Raw genomic sequence first — 17,385 nt, 5'->3', positions numbered from 1 at the left:
GTGGTCGACACTGTCGCCGTCAGAAGACCAGCTTGAACAGGGCGATGACCACGATCAGGCCGATTATGAAAATGATACCTACGGTGCCGCCAAGAAATTTCAACATAATGATGCTCTCATCGGATGGGCTTAATTTTCTAGACCACCCTCGACAACGCTCGTTTCGTTGAATTTCACCCGCAGTGATCAATGAACCGCCCAAGACCTCGGAACAGGCACCTGATCAAACTTCGAAACGGTCTTGATCCAGTAGCGTCGATAGTCGGTCTGGTCCGGCGCCAGGGGTTTGTGGGTTGACCATGGATGCTCCGCCTTCAGGCTCGCCCGGTAGGCTTCCCATTCTTTCTGCTCGGCCACTTCCCTGGCTTTGGTCCTGTCATCGAACCAACCCAGGACGTACGCTTCGCCCTGATCCGTGCCGTGTGCTATCAGCAGATAAATCTCTGTCATTACCTGATCCGCCGTTCAATCCTGAAACCCAGTCACTGGGGTCTTACCTTGGGTATCGGCAGTTTTTTTGTGTTGTTGAGGTTTATTGATGAGTGGCGTGCGGTTGAAGTCTGCCCCGTAGCAAACGCCCTTAGTCTCGCCGCTCGGCTACTAACAGTAACGACTGCGGCATCGCACTTTGCGGGTGCTGTGGCTCCTGTAGGCCGGCGAGACGAAAGCCGGCCATGTCCAGTGCGTTGAGCCAACTGGACAAGGTTCGCAAGTACCACGGCATGGGTTGCCACTGTCCCTTGAAACCGGTGAAAGTCTCTTCCCGCCAACCATCCTGGTAGTCGTCCGCTGCCATGACCCACGGGTGCAGCGTCTGAATCACCAGCGTACCGCCAGGGGCGAGCAGGGCGTTCATGGCTGCGAGCAAAGGGACGATGTCTTGATGCAGCAGAGCGAAGTTGGCGCAGATCACGTTGTAGTCGCTGCCGATGTCCACCTTGGCCTGCGCCAGCTCTTCGTAGCTGGCCAAATATACCCGCGAAGAACCGGCGGCCCGCGCGGCCTCAACCAGCGTCGCATCGCCATCTACACCCACCACCTCGATACCTCGTTCAGTCAGGGCACGCAACAACCAGCCCTCACCGCAACCCAGGTCGAGCACACGCTCGGGTTGACGGCCTAGCACCGCCAGTATGATGGCCTGGTTGGTGACCTTGATACGGCTTTCGAGGGTGCCGGTGCGGATGGCTTCGATCCAGGATTGGGCGTTGTGGTGCCAGCTTTGGAGGAGGGCGGATTCGCAGGTGGGCATTTCGACTCTCCGGGTGGGTGGTTAATGCAAGGATAGGACAAATGCTAATGGAGGCTTTGCCTGCCAGAGATACCGCTCAGGCAATTCGTGTGACCGAGAAACGATGGCGATAAGGCTGATGGTCGACTTCAAGACATATGTCTGTTCATGTCAACAAAATGTACTCACATGTACATTTTAGGGTCGTAGAGGTACATTGGTTTATGTATTTTGAAGGAGGCATGGGATGTCCCAGTTAGGGAAAGCACGTGGCAAGGCTCAAGACGCAGGCTGGCGGGGTTCGCCGGAGGGGTGGCTGGAAGCGGCCTACGAGGCTCTGAAGGAGTCGGGCATCGATGCTGTTCGGGTCATGCCGCTGGCCAAGCGCCTGGGCTTGTCACGCACCAGCTTCTACTGGTTCTTCGAGGACCGCGAGCAGTTGCTGGCGGCTTTGTTGTCTCGGTGGCGGGAGACCAATACCGGGGGCTTGATCAGGCAAAGCGAAAGTTATGCCGAAAGCATTTCCGAGGCGATCCTGAATGTGTTCGAGTGCTGGCTCAACCCGCAGTTGTTCGACTCGCAGTTCGAGTTTGCCGTGCGCAGTTGGGCGCTACAGTCCGCTGAAGTGGCTCAAGAGGTCGCTGCCGTAGACGAGCAGCGGATGAATGCTCTGGCGAGCATGTTCAAGCGCTTCGGTTATGACAGCCAAGGCGCTGATACCCGGGCCCGAACGATTTATCTGACGCAGATCGGCTATATCACCATGAATACGAGTGAGCTGATCACTGTGCGCTTCCAGCGCATTCCGCATTACGTGAGTATTTTCACCGGCAAAGTCCCCAAGCAGCGCGAGCTGGATCGCTTCTATGGGAAGTTCGGCTATGCCGAAAAGGAGCCTGGGATCTTTGTTCCCTTGACCGACACTTTCGAAGGCAGCACCGATGATCAATGAGACCGTGGGGATCATTGGCGGTACCGGCTGGCTGGGCGGGTCGATTGCCAAGGCGGTGCTGGCGAAGGGACTGTTGTCGGCGGCAAACCTGGTCATTTCCAATCGTTCAGGAAACCACCCGTTGGCTCAGCAAGGTGCTTGCCTGGTCGCGGACAACCAGGACCTGGTGGATCGCAGCGACGTCGTGATCATCGCCGTTCGCCCCGAGCATTTCGCCAGCCTGAACATCAACGCGACGGGTAAAATCGTTATTTCCCTGATGGCTGGGATTGGCGCACAGACAATTGCTGCACAGACCTCGGCTGCGGCAGTGGTGCGGGCGATGCCCAATGCGGCGGTGGAGATCGGGCAGTCCTTTACGCCTTGGTATTGCTTTGCAGAGGTAGCGGCAACGACGAAAAGCCTCGTGCAGCGCTTGTTCGAGTGTGTAGGCACGGCGGCAGAGGTGCAGCAAGAAGACTTCATCGATTACCTCTCGGCGCTCTCGGGTACGGGCCCGGCTTTCCCTGCTTTGTTGATGACGACGCTGGCCAATCAGGCGATGGCTGCCGGCATTCCTTGCGACATCGCTCAACTCGCCGCGAAAAATGTGGTGGTAAGCAGCAGCCAGTTGTTGGCCAGTCACGATGCCCAACACATGATCGACGCCCTGGTGGCCTACCGTGGGGTGACGGCTGCCGCCTTGCAAGCGATGATCGATGGGCACTTCGAGGAGCAGGTGGGCAGGGCGTTGCAGGCAGGTGCAGCGGTTGCTCGTCAGGGGCTTCAAACCTGAAAAACGCAGCCCCTGCGCGATCGGGGCTCGTGTGTGTATCGGTTGCTGGGGTAGCAGTTACCACCGTATCGCGAGCAGGCTCACTCCCACATTCAATCTTCAGTCGATCTAAAATTCATGTCCAACACAGACCCCCTGTGGGAGCGAGCCGGCTCGCGATGACAACAGCACATCCGGCATCCATGTAGCTGAACCACCGCTATCGCCAGCAGGCTCGCACGGGGTGAAAGTCAATGTTAAGTCTCAAAAATGCCCCTGACTCATGGGGTCAGGGGCATGACCTTCAGACGTCTTTCACCAGCCGCAGTGCATCGTAGATAGCGGCGTGGGTATTACGTGCCGACACCGCGTCGCCGATCCGGAACAGTTGGAAACGACCCTCGGGGTTGGTCACGATATTTTGGGTTTTCCCGGCGATCAGATCGTGCTGTTCAACCGCACCGTTGTTGCTCGAATGCGGGCGCAGGTCGAAGTACAGATCGTCCAGGGGCAGGGTGCCGTGGTTGATCACCACCTGATCGACCACGCGCTGCTTGTGCACTTGGCCATAATCGCTGCCGAAGCTGGCCACCAGCTGACCGTCGCGCGTCTCTACGGAGTCGACGCGATAGGTGACCGTGAAGGTGACGTTCAGGTCCTGCAGGCTGCGCATGTAAGGCACCAGGTTCATCGCCATCACCTCCGGCGCAAACGACCGGTCCGGCGTGACGATCTCCAGTTGTGCGCCGCTGTTGGCGATGATTTCGGCAGCCTGTAGCGCCGCGTGGTCGCCGGCGTCGTCGAAGATCAGCACGTTCTTGCCAGGCTTGACGTCGCCGGAAATGATGTCCCAGGTCGACACCACCAGTTCATTGCCCTGCTTGAGCACCTCGGTGTGCGGCAAGCCGCCTGTGGCGACGATCACCACGTCCGGTTCCTCGGCGATGACGGTCTCGGCTTCGGCCCAAGTGTTGAAATGGAACTTCACGCCCAAGCGTTCGCATTGCGCCATGCGCCAATCGATGATGCTGATCATCTCGCGACGCCGTTCGCTCTGCGCGGTCAAGCGGATCTGGCCGCCGGGTTGGTCAGCCACCTCGAACACCGTGACGTCGTGGCCGCGCTCGCCGGCGACCCGCGCTGCCTCCAGGCCCGCCGGGCCGGTACCGATCACCACCACCTTGCGCTTGGTGGGTGCCTTGGGGATCTCGTGGGGCATGGTGGTTTCGCGCCCGGTGGCGGCGTTGTGGATGCAATACGCGGCGCCACCCTGATAGATACGGTCCAGGCAGTAGTTGGCGCCGACGCAGGGGCGGATGTCTTCTTCGCGTTTTTCGATAATTTTGCGCACGATGTGTGGATCGGTCATGTGCGCCCGCGTCATGCCGATCATGTCCACCTTGCCCGAGGCGATGGCGTGGCGTGCCGTGGCCACGTCCGGGATCTTGGCCGCATGGAACGTCGGGAAACCGGTGGCCGAGCGGATCTCGCCGGCAAAATCCAGGTGCGGCGAGTTACGCATGCCTTGGATCGGAATCACATCGGTGAGGCCCGCATCGGTATCGATGTGACCGCGAACGACGTTGAGAAAATCCACCAGCCCGCTGTCCTTGAGCATGTGGGAAATCTGGATGCCGTCTTTGGCACCGAAGCCGCCCGGCAGGTTTTCATCGCCGGTGTAGCGCACTCCCAGCAGGAAGTCCTCGCCGCAGCGCTGGCGGATGCCACGCAGCACATCAAAAGTGAAGCGCAAGCGGTTTTCCAGCGAGCCGCCGTAGGGGCCGTCGAGGTCGTTGGTCAGCGGCGACCAGAATTGATCCATGAGGTGCCCGTACGCCTGTAACTCCAATCCATCAAGGCCTGCGGCCTTCATGCGTTCGGCGGCATCCACGTAGTCCTCAATGATCCGGTCGATGTCCCAGTCTTCCAGTTTCTTCGGAAAGGCCCGGTGGGACGCTTCGCGGCGATGAGAGGGCGATACGACCGGGAGCCAGTCGGCCTTGTCCCAGCGTGTACGCCGTCCCAGGTGGGTCAGTTGAATCATCACCGCGGCGCCATGTTCATGGCACTCGTCGGTCAGGTCCTTCATCCATTTGACCACCTCATCCTTGTACGCCAGCACGTTGTTGAACACCGGCGGGCTGTCACGGGAAACGGCAGCGGAACCTGCGGTCATGGTCAACGCCACGCCGGCCTTTGCCCGTTCAACGTGATACGCCCGGTACAGGTCCTTCGGCATGCCATCGACGGGGTAAGCGGGCTCATGGGAGGTGGTCATGATCCGGTTTCTGAGTGTCAGGTGTTTGATCTTGTAAGGCTGCAGCAAGGGGTCGCTGGACATGGTGTTGCGCTCCGGAGCAGAACGTCAGGCGTGGTTTTGACATAACGGTAAGTTGGATGTTCATGTGTGTCAATGATTCAGACAGTGGTGTACATTTTTCTTGCGCCGTCAAAATGCCAGGATTAAGATCGGCTCGCAGCGAGGTGATTTGGCTTGCTCGGGGTGAGGGACTCCAGGCTTGGGCTCAAGAGGGCTAGAGGCACTGAAAATGTCTGCCGCAGTGAACGGCGCCATTGACCCCAACGTGAACGTAGAGATCAAAACCGCCTGAAGATGAGGGCGCTTTTGCGCTCATGAGTGAAGGTGATTGCTTCTGCTGTCCTGCCAACAACAACTCACACAGAACGCGGAGAGGCACTATGGTTACGTTATCCAGTAAGACTTTTAGCGGCTGGCTTGCAGGCCTGTGTATGGTCTTTTGCAGCTTGCTTGCCCATGCCGAGGAGCCTGCGCCTGTGCGCATTGGATGGGTGAATTGGTCGGATACGGAAATCGCTGTAAAGCTGGCAAGCACCGCCCTGCAAGACCACCTCAAGCAACCGGTCAAACTGGTGCTGGCCGATATCGGCATTCAGTTCCAGGCGCTGGCTAACGGTAATATCGACCTGATCCCGATGGTCTGGCTGCCGAGCACTCACAAAGCCTTCTATGACAAGTACAGCGACAAGCTCGAAGACCTTGGCGTGTTGTATGAAGGTCGGATCGGTATGGCGGTGCCAACTTCCATTGCCGCCAGTGAGATCGCCAGCATCGAGGATCTCAACAAACCAGATGTGCGGGAAAAGCTCGGCGGCAAAATCCTCACTTCAGAAGTGGGCAACGGCCAATACAAGCTGACAGAAAAAGCCATTGAGCTATACAAACTCGATGGCTACAAAATGGTTGCTTCGTCCGAATCCGGGATGTTGAGTGAGTTGGATCGTAACCTCAAGCGTGACAAATGGTCTTTGGTCAACGCCTGGAGCCCGCATTGGATGTTCTCCAAATGGTCGCTGCGCTATCTGGATGATCCCAAGAAGATTTTTGGGGGCGCAGAGCAGATTCACGCGGTGGCCCGCAAAGGTTTTAGCGCGGAGTATCCCGACGTCGCCCGCTTCTTCACTCACTTCAATATTCCTCAAGCTGACCTTGAGAGATTGATGGCGGCGGCGCGGGACAGTTCGGCAGACAAGGTGGTCGCCGAGTACTACGCAGCCAACAAACCGCGCTTCGAGGCCATGTTTGGCGGGCAAACCGCATCGGTGACAACAGGGCCGCAATGACTCGGTGACACAGCAAGTGTGGGAGCGAGCCTGCTCGCGATAGCGTCAGCACATTCAACATCAATGCAAGCTGAGCCACCGCCATCGCGAGCAGGCTCGCTCCCACATTTGGGGGGCTGTCTCAGGCTCTACAACTAGAACTTGAACCGCCCCACCAATCCTTTGAGCTGCCCGGAAATATCCGTCAAGCGCCCCGAGCCCGTCTGCGCCGAGTGGGCATATTCTTCCACCAGTTGTGCATCGGTATGGATTTGCGAGATGTGCCGGTTGATGTCCTCGGCCACCTGGTGCTGTTCCTCGGCCGCCGTGGCGATCTGGGTGTTCTGGTCGCGAATCGAGTCCACCGAGATACGGATCTTGTCGAAGCTGTCGCGGGCCTGCTGGATGCGTTCAACGCTGGTTTTGGAGCCCTGCAGACTGCCTTGCATCTGCAGGGTGACTTCCTGGGTCCGGCGCGCGAGGTTGCCCAGCAGGCTGTCGATCTCGCCGGTGGAGTCGGCGGTACGCCGGGCCAGGGCGCGGACTTCATCGGCCACCACGGCGAACCCACGACCTTGATCGCCGGCCCGCGCGGCCTCGATGGCGGCGTTGAGGGCCAGCAGGTTGGTCTGTTCGGCAATCGAGCGAATGGTGTCGAGGATGGTGTTGATGTTCTTGCTGTCCTGCTCCAGCGCCTGCATGGTCTGGGTCGACTTTTGCAGATCCTCGCTCAATTTCAGCACACTGCCCGTGGCTTCGCCGATGTGATGCTGGCCGTCGTGCACGTCGCGATAACCTTCGTCCGCGCTGGAGGCCGCCTGGCTGCAAGAGCGGGCGACCTCATTGGCGGTGGCGACCATTTCGTTGAACGCGGTGCTTACCAGTTCAACGGCCTGGCGTTGACGTCCGGCGGCTTCGTTCATGTTTTGCGCCACTTCGCTGGTATCGGCGGCGGCGCTTTGCAGGTCGGAGGAGGCGCTGCCGATGCGCTGCACCAGTTGGGCGATCATGCCCAGGAACTGGTTGAACCAACTGGCCAGAGTGGCGGTTTCGTCCTTGCCTTGCACCGAGAGCTTGCGGGTGAGGTCGCCTTCACCTTCGGCGATTTCCTGCAGGCCATTGGCAACACCGCGAATCGGTCGCACGATCACGCTGGCGAAACTGGCGCCGACGATGGCGAACACCACTGCCAGCGCGGCGGCGATGATGGCGATCAACCAGGTCAGGCTCGCGGCTTCGGCCATGACTTCGTCGCGTTTGATCAGACCGATGAAGCGCCAGCCCAGGCCTTTGGAACTGACGACGTTGGCCATGTAGGGCACGCCATCGATCTCGATCTGAGTCACGCCATCACCGCTTTTGGCCAGTTCGGCATAGTTGGGGCCAATTTCTGCCATGGGCTTGAAGTTGTGCTTGGCATCGCTGGGATCGACCAGGACGTTGCCATTGGCTTCGACCAGCATCAGGTAACCGCTGTCGCCCAGCTTGATGTTCTTGACCAGTTCGGTCAGTTGCTTGAGCGACACGTCCAGGCCCACCACACCCACCAGCTTGCCGGCGGCGTCGGAGACCGTATGGACGATGCCGATCAGCGACACGTCGTCCGGTGCCCAGTAATAGGCGTCTGTGCGCACGGTGGTGCCCGGCGAAGCGATGGCGGCCTTGTACCAGGGGCGTACGCGGGGGTCGTAATTGGAAATTTTGGGGTCGTCAGGCCAGCTGGCGTAACCGCCGTCGGCCAGCCCCAGAGAAAGATAGGCGGTGGTCGGATGGCTTTTGGCGAATCTGTCGAATATGTCCAGCAGCTGTTTGTTGTTCTCAGGCAGCGGAATTTGTGCAGCGTCGGCACCGGAATAATTTTTCAGATCCTTGGCCGCGATAATCCGTGGGTCCTTGGCGAAGAACTCGACGTTCTGGCTGATGCCATCGAAGAACTGCTTCATGCCGTTGTCGATCTGGCGGATTTCACGGCCGCTGCTGTCCAGGAAGTTGGTTTGTGCGGCGTCGCGCAGGTTCAACACGACCAGCACCGCCACCAGGATAACTGGCAGGCAGGCGATGGCCGCGAACGCCCATGTCAGCTTCTGTTTGATATTCATGACTTCTCCCGCGGATATTTATAGGTGTTGAAACGGCGGAAACAGGAAACAGTAGCGGTGCGCGTTGCGAGTTTCTGGAACGGGGGAAGCGCCCATGCGTACCTACACGATATCGACCAGAATCGACGGTACTTGAGGTCGAGGAGGGGGCGATGACCCTGCGGTGTCGCGAGTCGATTGCAGCCGTCGTGGTTAATCTGGAAGATGTGCCAATTGCTCTGCTGCTTAAAGCGCGAGCGTGATGCAAGTCCTGATGCCTTCATGTATTGACGAGGCCCTATGCCAAGCGCATTCGAGAGCGTACTTAAAAACAAAAACATGGCTTACCGGCCGCTCGGATCCTCAGGTGCTGACCAGGCTCCGGTTCGTGTCGCGTTCGTATTGATGGACAACTTCTCGATGATGTCCTTTACCGGTGCGGTGGATGCGCTGGTGACGGCCAACCTGATGAGCGACAGGCCTCTGTATGAGGTGCTGACGGTTGGGGCCTCGGGGAGTCAGGTGACCAGTGACCTGGGGATCGTCATCTCGGCCGATATCGAGTTGGCGCAGTTGCCGGAAAACCAGGACGTCCTGATCGTCGCCGGTGGCTTTCGCGTGAAGTTGCAGGGCATGCCGCTGCTGCGACGCAAGCTGCGCGCCAACGCCGCGTCCGGTTCAATACTGGGCGGGTTGTGGAACGGCGTTTTTTTCGTCGCCGATGCCAGTTTGCTCGATGGTTTCGAGTGCGCGGTTCACCCGGAAAGTCGCGCCATGATGGCGGAGGTTTTTCCCCATGTGAAAGTTTCCAGCCGCGCTTATGTGGTGGACCGGCAGCGGGTCAGTTGCGCAGGTGCCAACAGCTCGCTGCGCATGATGCTTCAGTTGATCCGCCAGACGGGAGGCGAAGCGCTGGTGGGGGCGATCGAGGAGATCCTGCGGTGTGATGAGTCGGGCGACGCGTCGGATCTGCCGCCGGTCTTCGTCGAAACCGATCCGACGCTGCCAGAAAGTCTCAAGCTGGCGTTGGAGTTGATGTGGCAAAACATCGAGGAGCCGTTGACCATCGATGAGCTGGCGGCATGCGTGAAGATTTCCAAGCGGCAGTTGGAACGGCGCTTCTGCAGTTTCCTCGGCGCAACCCCGACACGTTATTACCTGGAACTGCGCCTGACCCGTGCGCGCCAACTTATCCAGCAGACCAATCGATCCGTCACAGAAATCGCCGTGGCGACGGGCTTTGTCAGCTCGCCGCACTTTCAGCGTCGTTTTCGCGATTTCTTCGGCGTTCCGCCCGGCAGTTATCGTTCGACGTTTGAGCGAAAACAGGGCGTTCGGGGATAGCAGGCTAGCGACGTTAAGATCAGATTTTATCGTCAGCTTTTACCTTGGCAGGTACTTCGTCGGCCTGTGAGGCGGTCATGCTTGTGCCGCGGCAAAGTACTTTGCGCACTTCATCGGCGATCGAGCCTGCGACGATGCGCTCCTGCATCGGGTCGAACTGAGCTTTTTCCAGCCTTTCGAGGCTGTTGTACATGCCCATGTGCCGAACATTGTGGTCAACGCAGTCGAGTGCCAGTTTTGTGTAGTTGGTGAAGTAGGGACCCGCTCTTTGGACGGTAACCTGGAGGGTCGAATTGGACGGTAACCTGGAGGGTCGAACCGCTCTCGGTAAACGAGACGATGGAGTATTCGGCCTTCGAATCGTCGTAGGCATATTGAATTTTTTGAACGTCTGCTGTTGCGTAGCAGGCAACGGAAAGCACAGCGAGAGACATAACCGTTTTCATACTTCTTCCATGATTAACTGAGTGAGGATAATTGATGGCCAATTGAAATCATTTCGATAGCCAGTAACGTTAAGACGATATTGTAGTTTTAATAAGGACAGTGCACCACCGGTCGGAAAGAACTGTCGCTTCGCACTATTTGTTTCACTCAGCTCATGCAGTTTAATTTTCTAAAGATGCTTTCGCTATATACCCCTGAGCAGCATGAAAGATGGCCAAATGATATGTCGCAACGCTTCGGTACTTGTTTCATCGTTATGTGGCTCATCAATGTTTTGATTAAACATTTCAAACTGAGCCTGCGGCCCTATATGAATGGAGCTACTGAGGTTGGTATGGTGGTGGGCAATGAGAAGCGGCGGAAGGAGAACCTGCCCGCGATATAGGTGTTCCATTCAACAAGAATGCTGGATGGGAAACCGCTATCGCGAACAGGACCTGCCCTCATGGCATCTGCGGCAATTCCTGTGGCCGCAGATCAAACACCAGGACCTCGGCATCCTGACCGTTGCTCAACGTCAGCAGCTGTTCCTCGCGCACCCGTACGCCATCACCTTCCTGTAACGGCACCCCATTGAGCTCGATGCTGCCGCGGGCCACATGCACGTAGGCATAACGATCAGGCGCCAATGTCAAGGTAGCGTTTTCCTTGCCGTCGAACAGCCCGGCATAGACCCGTGCGTCCTGGCGCACCTGGAGCGAGCCGTTGGCGCCGTCCGGGGAAATGATCAATTGCAGGCGACCCCGTTTCTGTTCGGCGCTGAAGTGCTCCTGTTGATAGCGCGGTGTGGCGCCACTGACGTTGGGCACGATCCAGATCTGCAGGAAGTGCACCAGCTCCTCGGCGCTGTGGTTGAACTCGCTATGGGCCACACCGCTGCCGGCGCTCATCAGTTGCACATCACCGGGGCGAATGACGGAGCCGGTACCCAAGGTGTCCTTATGCTCCAGCGCGCCTTCAAGTACATAGGAAAAAATCTCCATGTCCCGATGAGGATGCTGGCCGAAGCCCTTGGCCGCTGCGACCCGGTCGTCGTTGATGACCAGCAGGTCGGAGAAGCCTTGTTCATTGACGTTGCGGTAGCTGGCAAAGGAAAAGGTATGGAACGAGGTCAGCCAGCCGTGGCGGGCTATGCCGCGGTCTGAAGCTTTGCGAAGGGTCAGCATGGTAGCTCTCCTGATGTGTATGGGCGGCGGCGTTGGGCGTTCGCCAGGTTCAGAAGAAGGTTAATGGTTATTGAATTGTTCAATAAGCAGGTGGAAAACGAAATACTGTCCGTTCTAAGTGGACAATAAGCAGTGCCTACCCGCAGGCACGTGGCTTCGACATAATGTTGGTTTTGCAGGCTACACAACCCTGTGGGAGCGAACCTGTGTGCGTAGAGCCGCTTCAGCTTGGCCCTTTGTTGGTTGCCAGTGCGCTATCGTGAGCTGGCTCGCTCCCACAAGTGGCATCTGCAGGTCCTGAATATTTTGGCGTATTTTCGATGAAAACCGTTGCAATGGTGCTGTTCCCGGATTTTTTATTGCTCGACATGGCCGGGCCTCTTGAAGTGTTTTCCATCGCCAATCGTTACCTTGAACCCGATCTTCGTTATCAATTGCTGACCCTGGGAACCGAGCGCGGCGCGTTGCGAGCGTCCAATGGCGTGGCGGTACAGGCCGATATTCACATCGACCAGGCTTGGGCGGCCTATGACGTGTTGCTGGTGCCGGGTGGCCCGGGCGCCTATAACGACCAGCATCCGGGATTGCACACCTGGTTGCGCGCGGCAGCGCCGCGGGCCACGCGCTACGGTTCCATTTGCACCGGCGTATTTGTGCTAGGCGAGGCAGGGCTGCTTGACGGCTATCGCGTCACCACCCATTGGCACTACACCGAACGCCTGATTCAGCGTTTCCCCAAGGCACGGGTGGAGACCGACAAAATATTCCTGCAGGATCGACGCTTGTTTACGTCCGGTGGGGTCACCGCCGGCATCGACCTGGCGCTGTCCATCGTCGCTCAGGACCACGGTCGTAAAGTCGCGCTGGATGTGGCCAAGGTGTTGCTGGTGGTGATGAAGCGCCAGGGCGGCCAGGCGCAGTTCAGCCCGCTGGTGGCGGCGGTGGCGGCTCAAGAGTCTGCCATTACCCGGGTGCAGCATCATGTGATGGAGCACCTGGAGGAACCGTTCACCATCGAACGCATGGCCGCGATCGCCGCCATGAGTTCGCGCCATTTCGCCCGGATGTTCGTTCGCGAAGTGAAGATGACGCCCATGGAATTCCTGCAAGGCGCGCGCATCGACCGCGCCCGCCAGTTGCTGGAATCCACGGATTTGCCCCTCAAGACCGTGGCGTTTCGCAGCGGCTTCGGCAGTGTGCGGCACATGCGCTTGCTGTTCAGTGAAAAGCTTGGCCTGACCCCCGTGCAATACCGCCAGCAGTTCAGTTGAGCCGTCGGTGTCCGTCCAGGGCACCGCAATGTCCGTGATGCGCCCTGTGCCAGCATTGTCCTCTGGGCGATGGCTGCCAAGATAACCGCGAACCCTCTGGAAAGGATGCGCAGGAGCCAGGGCAGACGCGTTCGGATCGCCGTAGTGTCATGCCCGCGATGGTTATCCGGCGCTGGATCGCCCATGAACAGTTTCGCCAGACCCGACACCGAGCCGGCGGTGTGCTTCGGCCCGTTTAGCTTTTATCGCCAGCAGCGACTTGTCACGCGTGACGGCGAGCCCCTGGTATTGGGCGGTCGCGCCCTGGACATTCTTCAAGTGTTGCTGGAGAACGCCGGTCACTTCGTCAGCAAGCAAGCGCTTATCGCGCGCGTCTGGCCTGACAGCGTGGTGGAAGACATCAACCTGCGGGTGCACATCGCGGCGCTGCGGCGGGCTTTCGGTGACGCGGCGCAGGGAGCGCGCTACATCCTCAATCATCCCCGGCAGGGCTATTGCTTTGCCGCGCCCGTGGTCGTGGATGCTGACGTCGAGCAGCCGATCGAGCGCCACAACCTGCCCGCGCGCCTGAGCCCGGTGATCGGTCGCGACAAAGTGCTGGGCCGGTTGCTCAGCGAGGTGCCCCGTCAGCGCCTGACCACCGTGACCGGACCGGGTGGGGTCGGCAAGACCACCGTGGTGCTGCGGGTGGCCGAACTGTTGCTGGAACACTTTGACCACGGTGCCTGGTTTGTGGACCTGTCCGCCATCAGCGACCCGTCGCAGGTGACGAGGCAGGTTTCCCGCACCCTGGGCCTGGGACATGGCGCCTTGGGCCAGCAACTGAAATCCTGGCGGGTTTTGCTGGTGCTCGATGGCGGCGACCATCTGCTCGACGCCTGCCGGGACCTGGCCCGGGCGTTGGGCGCATCGGCCCCGCAGGTCTCGCTGTTGTTCAGCAGCCGCGAGCCCTTGAGTCTGACGGATGAGCGCGTCGTACAATTGCCGGGGCTGACAGTGGCCTCGCCCGGTGAGCCGGCGCACCAGATATTGGCGTGTCCGGCCGTGCAGTTGTTGATCGATCAGGTCGCTGCCCGGCAGCAGGGTTTCGAGCCCAATGACCGTGAGCTGGCGGTGATTGTCCAGATATGCCAACGCCTGGACGGGTTACCGCTGGCGCTGGAACTGGCGGCGGCCCAGGTGGGTGTGTTGGGCGTGGCGGGGGTCTTGGAACAGTTGGATTGTGGGCTGTCACTCTTGAACCATGGGCGCCGCACGGCTGTGGCGCGCCATCGAAGCCTGGAGGCCATGCTGGATTGGAGTTTCGAGCGTTTGAGTGACGATGAGCAAGCCGTGTTCCAGCGCCTGGCCGTTTTCGATGGGCCGTTTACGCTCAAGGCTGCGCTGGCCGTCATCAGTTGTGCCGAGCTGGAAGCAGGGCAACTGCCTGGTCTGCTGTCACGGCTGGCGAACCAATCGCTGGTCATGGTTGAGCAGTGCGTGGACGGGGTTCGGTTCCACTTGCTCCACACCACGCGCGCCTATGCCCTGGAAAAATTGCGGCGCAGTGGTCAGTGGGCTGTTTTCAGTCGGCGCCACGCGTTGCAAGAAGCTTGGGAGGTGCGTCGTTCAAGGCCCCAGCCGTCGGGCCAGTTTTTGCAGGAGCGCGCCAGCTTGCTGTAGGTCGGGGGTGTCGAACCCTTCGCTGAAACGACGATAGACCGGCCCGAGCAGATCCTGGGCGGCATGGTCCATGCCCCGGCGTTGCCACAGCCGGGCCAGGGACATGGCGCTGCGCAATTCCCAAGCCAAGGCATTTTGCCGCCGGGCCACCGTCAGGGCGCTCAGCAGTTGCTCTTCGGCGCAGCGCTCAAGGGCGGGGTCGTTTTGCGCCAGCAGGGCTTCGGCATCGGCCCGCAGGATCTCCGCCGAACACCAGCCTGCCGCACCGTTGCGGGCGCGTTCGACCTGTGCCTGGTTGACGCAATCGATGCGCAGGGTGACAACGATGTCCTGGATCAGTCCGGCGTTGGTCGAACTCGCTTCCAGGGTTTCGTCATCGAAAGCGCGGGCATAGTGGCTGGCCCAGTCATGGAACAGCATGACCGAATGTTTTTTCGCCTGGTGCTTCAACAGTTCGAGCCTTTCCCGGGCGCGTGAATGATCGCCGTTGTAGTGCGCAATCACACAACCGCTCAGCGCCAGGGTGTAGCAGATCGAGATGCCGTGGTTGATCTGCAAGGCAATCTGCAGCGCAAGATCGGCGGTGCGCCGGGCTTTTTCGGCAAAGCCTTGCAGCCAGAGAATGCGCGCCAGCACGGTCAGTGCCGCCACGCTCTGATCGTATTGCACGCCGAAGCCGTGGGAGAAACGGCTGAGGTGGCCGCTCTGGGCCAGGCGCTGGATCACTTGTTCGGCATCACGCCGGGCGGCCGTCTGGTCGCCGGTGAAATGCTGCGCCAGCACCCGCAGGCGTTGGGTGCTCAAGGACAGGGTCGGGTCGCCGTGCATGCCCAGTCGGTCGAAATCCAGGCTTTGCTCCAGCGCCTCTTGGTAGTTGCCGCAGCTGAGGTTGACGGTCATGAGCCCCGACACGGCTCGCAGCTCGCCAGCCAGGTCCTGGCATTGTTGCGCCAGGCCCCGGGCCGTGATGAAGGCTTCGACAGTGGCAGGCGTGCCGCCTTGGGTATGGTAATTGAAACTGGCATGGGCCAGTTCCAGGGCCAGGGTCAGTCGTGGGCACGGCACGGGGCTGTGGCGCAATAACGCCCGCGCCTTGCTCACGTAAAGCCCGTGCTCCCTGAGCAGCGACAACTCCTGCCAGAGGGGCAGGGTGCGGGCAGTCAGGCGGATCGCTACCGCGTGCGACCCCTGCGGGCCCAGCCCCCGGTCGAGCGCGGCACGGATGTCGTCGCGATAGAGGGCGTAGCGGGCGATCCACTGCCGCGTGGGGGTCGTTTCCCAGTCTTTTTCGGCATGCTCCATCAGCGTCAGGCAGCGCTCGGCGTGACGCTGGTGGCTGGCAGCCAGTTCCCCGGCTTCAGTCAGTTTTTCCAGGGCATAGCTGCGGGTCGTGTCCAGCAGGCGATAACGCACCTCTTCATCGCCGACCTCGACGTTGAGCAGCGATTTGGCGACCAGCTGGCTGACCGACATCAGCACCTGGTCCGGCGCGATATGTTGACCCACGATCACCGCTGCGGCCGACGCCAGATTGAAGCTGCCCATGAACACCGCCAGCCGTCGCAGGCAGGTTTGCTCGCAGTCGGTAAGCAGCGCAAAACTCCAGTCCAGCGTGGCCCGCAGGGTTTGCTGGCGTGGTGCGGCGACATTGGTGTCGTTGTGGAGCAGGGCGACGCTGTCTTGCAGTTGCCGGTGAAGGGCCTCCAGTCCGAATACCCCGATCTGACCGGCGGCCAGTTCGATGGCCAGGGGGATACCGTCCAGCCGACGGCAGATGTCGACCACCAGCGGTATGTCCTGATCCGTCAGCTCGAAGCTGTCATGACTGGCCATTGCCCGTTCGGCGAACAACTGCAGCGCCGGGAACTCCAGGGCCGGATACCCCTTGATGGGCATCTCCCGGGGGGGGAACGCCAGGGAATCCAGATGCTGCACGTGCTCGCCTTCGGCCCGCAGACCTTCGCGGCTGGTGGCCAGGATGTGCAAGTGAGGCGCACCGCGCAGCAGGGTTTCACTGAGCTGGGCGATGGCATCGATCAGGTGCTCGCAGTTATCGATGACCAGCAGCAGGTGTCGCTCTTTGAGTCGCCGGGTGATGGCATCCAGCGGGTCGCCTTCATGCAGTGGCAGGTCCAGCAGCGCACACAGGTTTGGGGCAATCATGCACGGATCGTTGAGCGACGCCAGGTCCAGCAGGTAGGCACCGTCGCGGTAGTGACCGATCAACCGCTCAGCGACACGCAAGGCGACGGTGGTCTTGCCGATCCCGCCGGCCCCCACCAGGGTGATGAAACGTTTTCTCGGCAGCTGGGCCACCAGGTTTTCCACCAGGCCCTGGCGTCCGATCAGCCGGGTGCGGCGCGGCGGCAGGTTGTGGGCCAGGGAAGGGTGCGGGATGCGCGCCAGTTGCTCGACCGGCTCCAGGGACACCGGTGCGACGAAACTGTAACCGCGCTGCGCCACAGTGATGATGTAACGCTGCCCGGACTGGCCGTCTCCCAGGGCCTTGCGCAGCGCCGCCACGTGCACCCGCAGGTTGGTGTCTTCCACCACGCTCTTGGGCCAGACACGGGCCATCAGTTCGTGCTTGCTCACCACGTTTCCAGCGTGTTCGAGCAATACCAGCAGGATCTCCACTGCCCGGCGTCCCAGGCGCAACGGCTGCCCGGCCTCCAGCACCAGCCGCTGGCGAGGATGGACGCGGTAGGGGCCGAAATGCACCGTCTGTTCGACAGGCAGGTTGAGGTATTGGCTCATGTTGCTCTCAATGTTCTGATCCCGGTGCAGGGGCTTTTCCCGAGCATATTCCTCAGGTTTTGTTTCAAGCGCAACGGTGAAGGGCCTTCTCACTGGCAAACACACAACCCTCTGGTTGCTAGAACCTTGTGGCGAGGGGAT

Annotated in this window: 14 protein-coding genes and 1 pseudogene; 6 read left to right on the top strand and 9 right to left on the bottom strand. The window is 60.0% G+C overall.

All coding sequences use genetic code 11. The features are described from left to right. Positions 1-19: 19 nt before the first annotated feature. The 3 genes from CRX69_RS28355 to CRX69_RS22100 all read right to left on the bottom strand — a co-directional run bounded on the left by CRX69_RS28355 (position 20) and on the right by CRX69_RS22100 (position 1,252). Positions 20-106, bottom strand: a complete 87-nt coding sequence (locus CRX69_RS28355; protein WP_442793071.1) for a small membrane protein YohP — start codon at positions 104-106, stop codon at positions 20-22. 80 nt (positions 107-186) lie between these two features. Then, entirely contained in the window at positions 187-450 is a 264-nt protein-coding gene (locus tag CRX69_RS22105) for a hypothetical protein (protein ID WP_047229356.1), read from the bottom strand. 130 nt (positions 451-580) lie between these two features. Continuing rightward, positions 581-1,252 (bottom strand): class I SAM-dependent methyltransferase, encoded by a 672-nt coding sequence (locus CRX69_RS22100; RefSeq protein ID WP_047229357.1) that lies wholly within the window; start codon positions 1,250-1,252, stop codon positions 581-583. Positions 1,253-1,478: 226 nt separating this feature from the next. Here CRX69_RS22100 and CRX69_RS22095 point away from each other — a divergent pair, with 226 nt between their 5' ends. Further along, positions 1,479-2,183: a TetR/AcrR family transcriptional regulator gene (locus CRX69_RS22095; RefSeq protein WP_107322866.1), complete on the top strand. Its 705-nt coding sequence runs from the start codon at positions 1,479-1,481 to the stop codon at positions 2,181-2,183. After that, the gene (locus CRX69_RS22090; protein WP_107322865.1) at positions 2,173-2,958 is read left to right on the top strand and encodes a pyrroline-5-carboxylate reductase family protein; all 786 of its coding nucleotides are present in this window, start codon (positions 2,173-2,175) and stop codon (positions 2,956-2,958) included. The genes CRX69_RS22095 and CRX69_RS22090 overlap by 11 nt, the downstream gene beginning before the upstream one ends. 283 nt (positions 2,959-3,241) lie before the next feature. On the opposite strand, the gene CRX69_RS22085 is transcribed toward CRX69_RS22090, so the two are convergent. Next, positions 3,242-5,278: an NADH:flavin oxidoreductase gene (locus CRX69_RS22085; RefSeq protein ID WP_107322864.1), complete on the bottom strand. Its 2,037-nt coding sequence runs from the start codon at positions 5,276-5,278 to the stop codon at positions 3,242-3,244. 359 nt (positions 5,279-5,637) lie between these two features. Here CRX69_RS22085 and CRX69_RS22080 point away from each other — a divergent pair, with 359 nt between their 5' ends. Then, entirely contained in the window at positions 5,638-6,540 is a 903-nt protein-coding gene (locus CRX69_RS22080; RefSeq protein ID WP_076385501.1) for a glycine betaine ABC transporter substrate-binding protein, read from the top strand. 134 nt (positions 6,541-6,674) lie between these two features. On the opposite strand, the gene CRX69_RS28320 is transcribed toward CRX69_RS22080, so the two are convergent. Next, complete coding sequence (locus CRX69_RS28320; protein ID WP_372241386.1) at positions 6,675-7,442, bottom strand: methyl-accepting chemotaxis protein; 768 nt, start codon at positions 7,440-7,442, stop codon at positions 6,675-6,677. A 93-nt stretch (positions 7,443-7,535) separates the two neighbouring features. Continuing rightward, positions 7,536-8,618 (bottom strand): annotated as a pseudogene (locus CRX69_RS28315) (HAMP domain-containing protein); the annotation flags it as partial. Positions 8,619-8,897: 279 nt separating this feature from the next. Between CRX69_RS28315 and CRX69_RS22065 the strand changes: the two are divergent. After that, positions 8,898-9,941, top strand: coding sequence for a GlxA family transcriptional regulator (locus CRX69_RS22065; RefSeq protein ID WP_076385497.1), 1,044 nt, complete (start codon positions 8,898-8,900; stop codon positions 9,939-9,941). Between the two features lie 19 nt (positions 9,942-9,960). On the opposite strand, the gene CRX69_RS28000 is transcribed toward CRX69_RS22065, so the two are convergent. Together CRX69_RS28000 and CRX69_RS22050 are read right to left on the bottom strand one after the other, a co-directional pair. Then, positions 9,961-10,140, bottom strand: a complete 180-nt coding sequence (locus tag CRX69_RS28000) for a hypothetical protein (RefSeq protein WP_240539570.1) — start codon at positions 10,138-10,140, stop codon at positions 9,961-9,963. Between the two features lie 691 nt (positions 10,141-10,831). Next, positions 10,832-11,554: a pirin family protein gene (locus CRX69_RS22050; RefSeq protein WP_047229360.1), complete on the bottom strand. Its 723-nt coding sequence runs from the start codon at positions 11,552-11,554 to the stop codon at positions 10,832-10,834. 320 nt (positions 11,555-11,874) lie between these two features. Between CRX69_RS22050 and CRX69_RS22045 the strand changes: the two genes are divergently transcribed. Together CRX69_RS22045 and CRX69_RS22040 are read left to right on the top strand one after the other, a co-directional pair. Further along, positions 11,875-12,825: a GlxA family transcriptional regulator gene (locus CRX69_RS22045; protein ID WP_076385495.1), complete on the top strand. Its 951-nt coding sequence runs from the start codon at positions 11,875-11,877 to the stop codon at positions 12,823-12,825. A 183-nt stretch (positions 12,826-13,008) separates the two neighbouring features. Then, positions 13,009-14,487, top strand: a complete 1,479-nt coding sequence (locus CRX69_RS22040) for an ATP-binding protein (protein WP_047229362.1) — start codon at positions 13,009-13,011, stop codon at positions 14,485-14,487. Here the strand turns inward: CRX69_RS22040 and CRX69_RS22035 are convergent. After that, on the bottom strand, positions 14,434-17,244 hold the full coding sequence (locus CRX69_RS22035; RefSeq protein ID WP_047229363.1) for an ATP-binding protein: 2,811 nt from the start codon (positions 17,242-17,244) through the stop codon (positions 14,434-14,436). The genes CRX69_RS22040 and CRX69_RS22035 overlap by 54 nt on opposite strands. Between the last annotated feature and the right edge of the window lie 141 nt (positions 17,245-17,385).

Origin of the sequence: Pseudomonas rhizophila (genome assembly GCF_003033885.1) — a bacterium.
GTDB lineage: Bacteria > Pseudomonadota > Gammaproteobacteria > Pseudomonadales > Pseudomonadaceae > Aquipseudomonas > Aquipseudomonas rhizophila.
The sequence above is the reverse complement of the archived record's forward strand: the minus strand, read 5'-3'. Positions and strand labels throughout refer to the sequence as shown.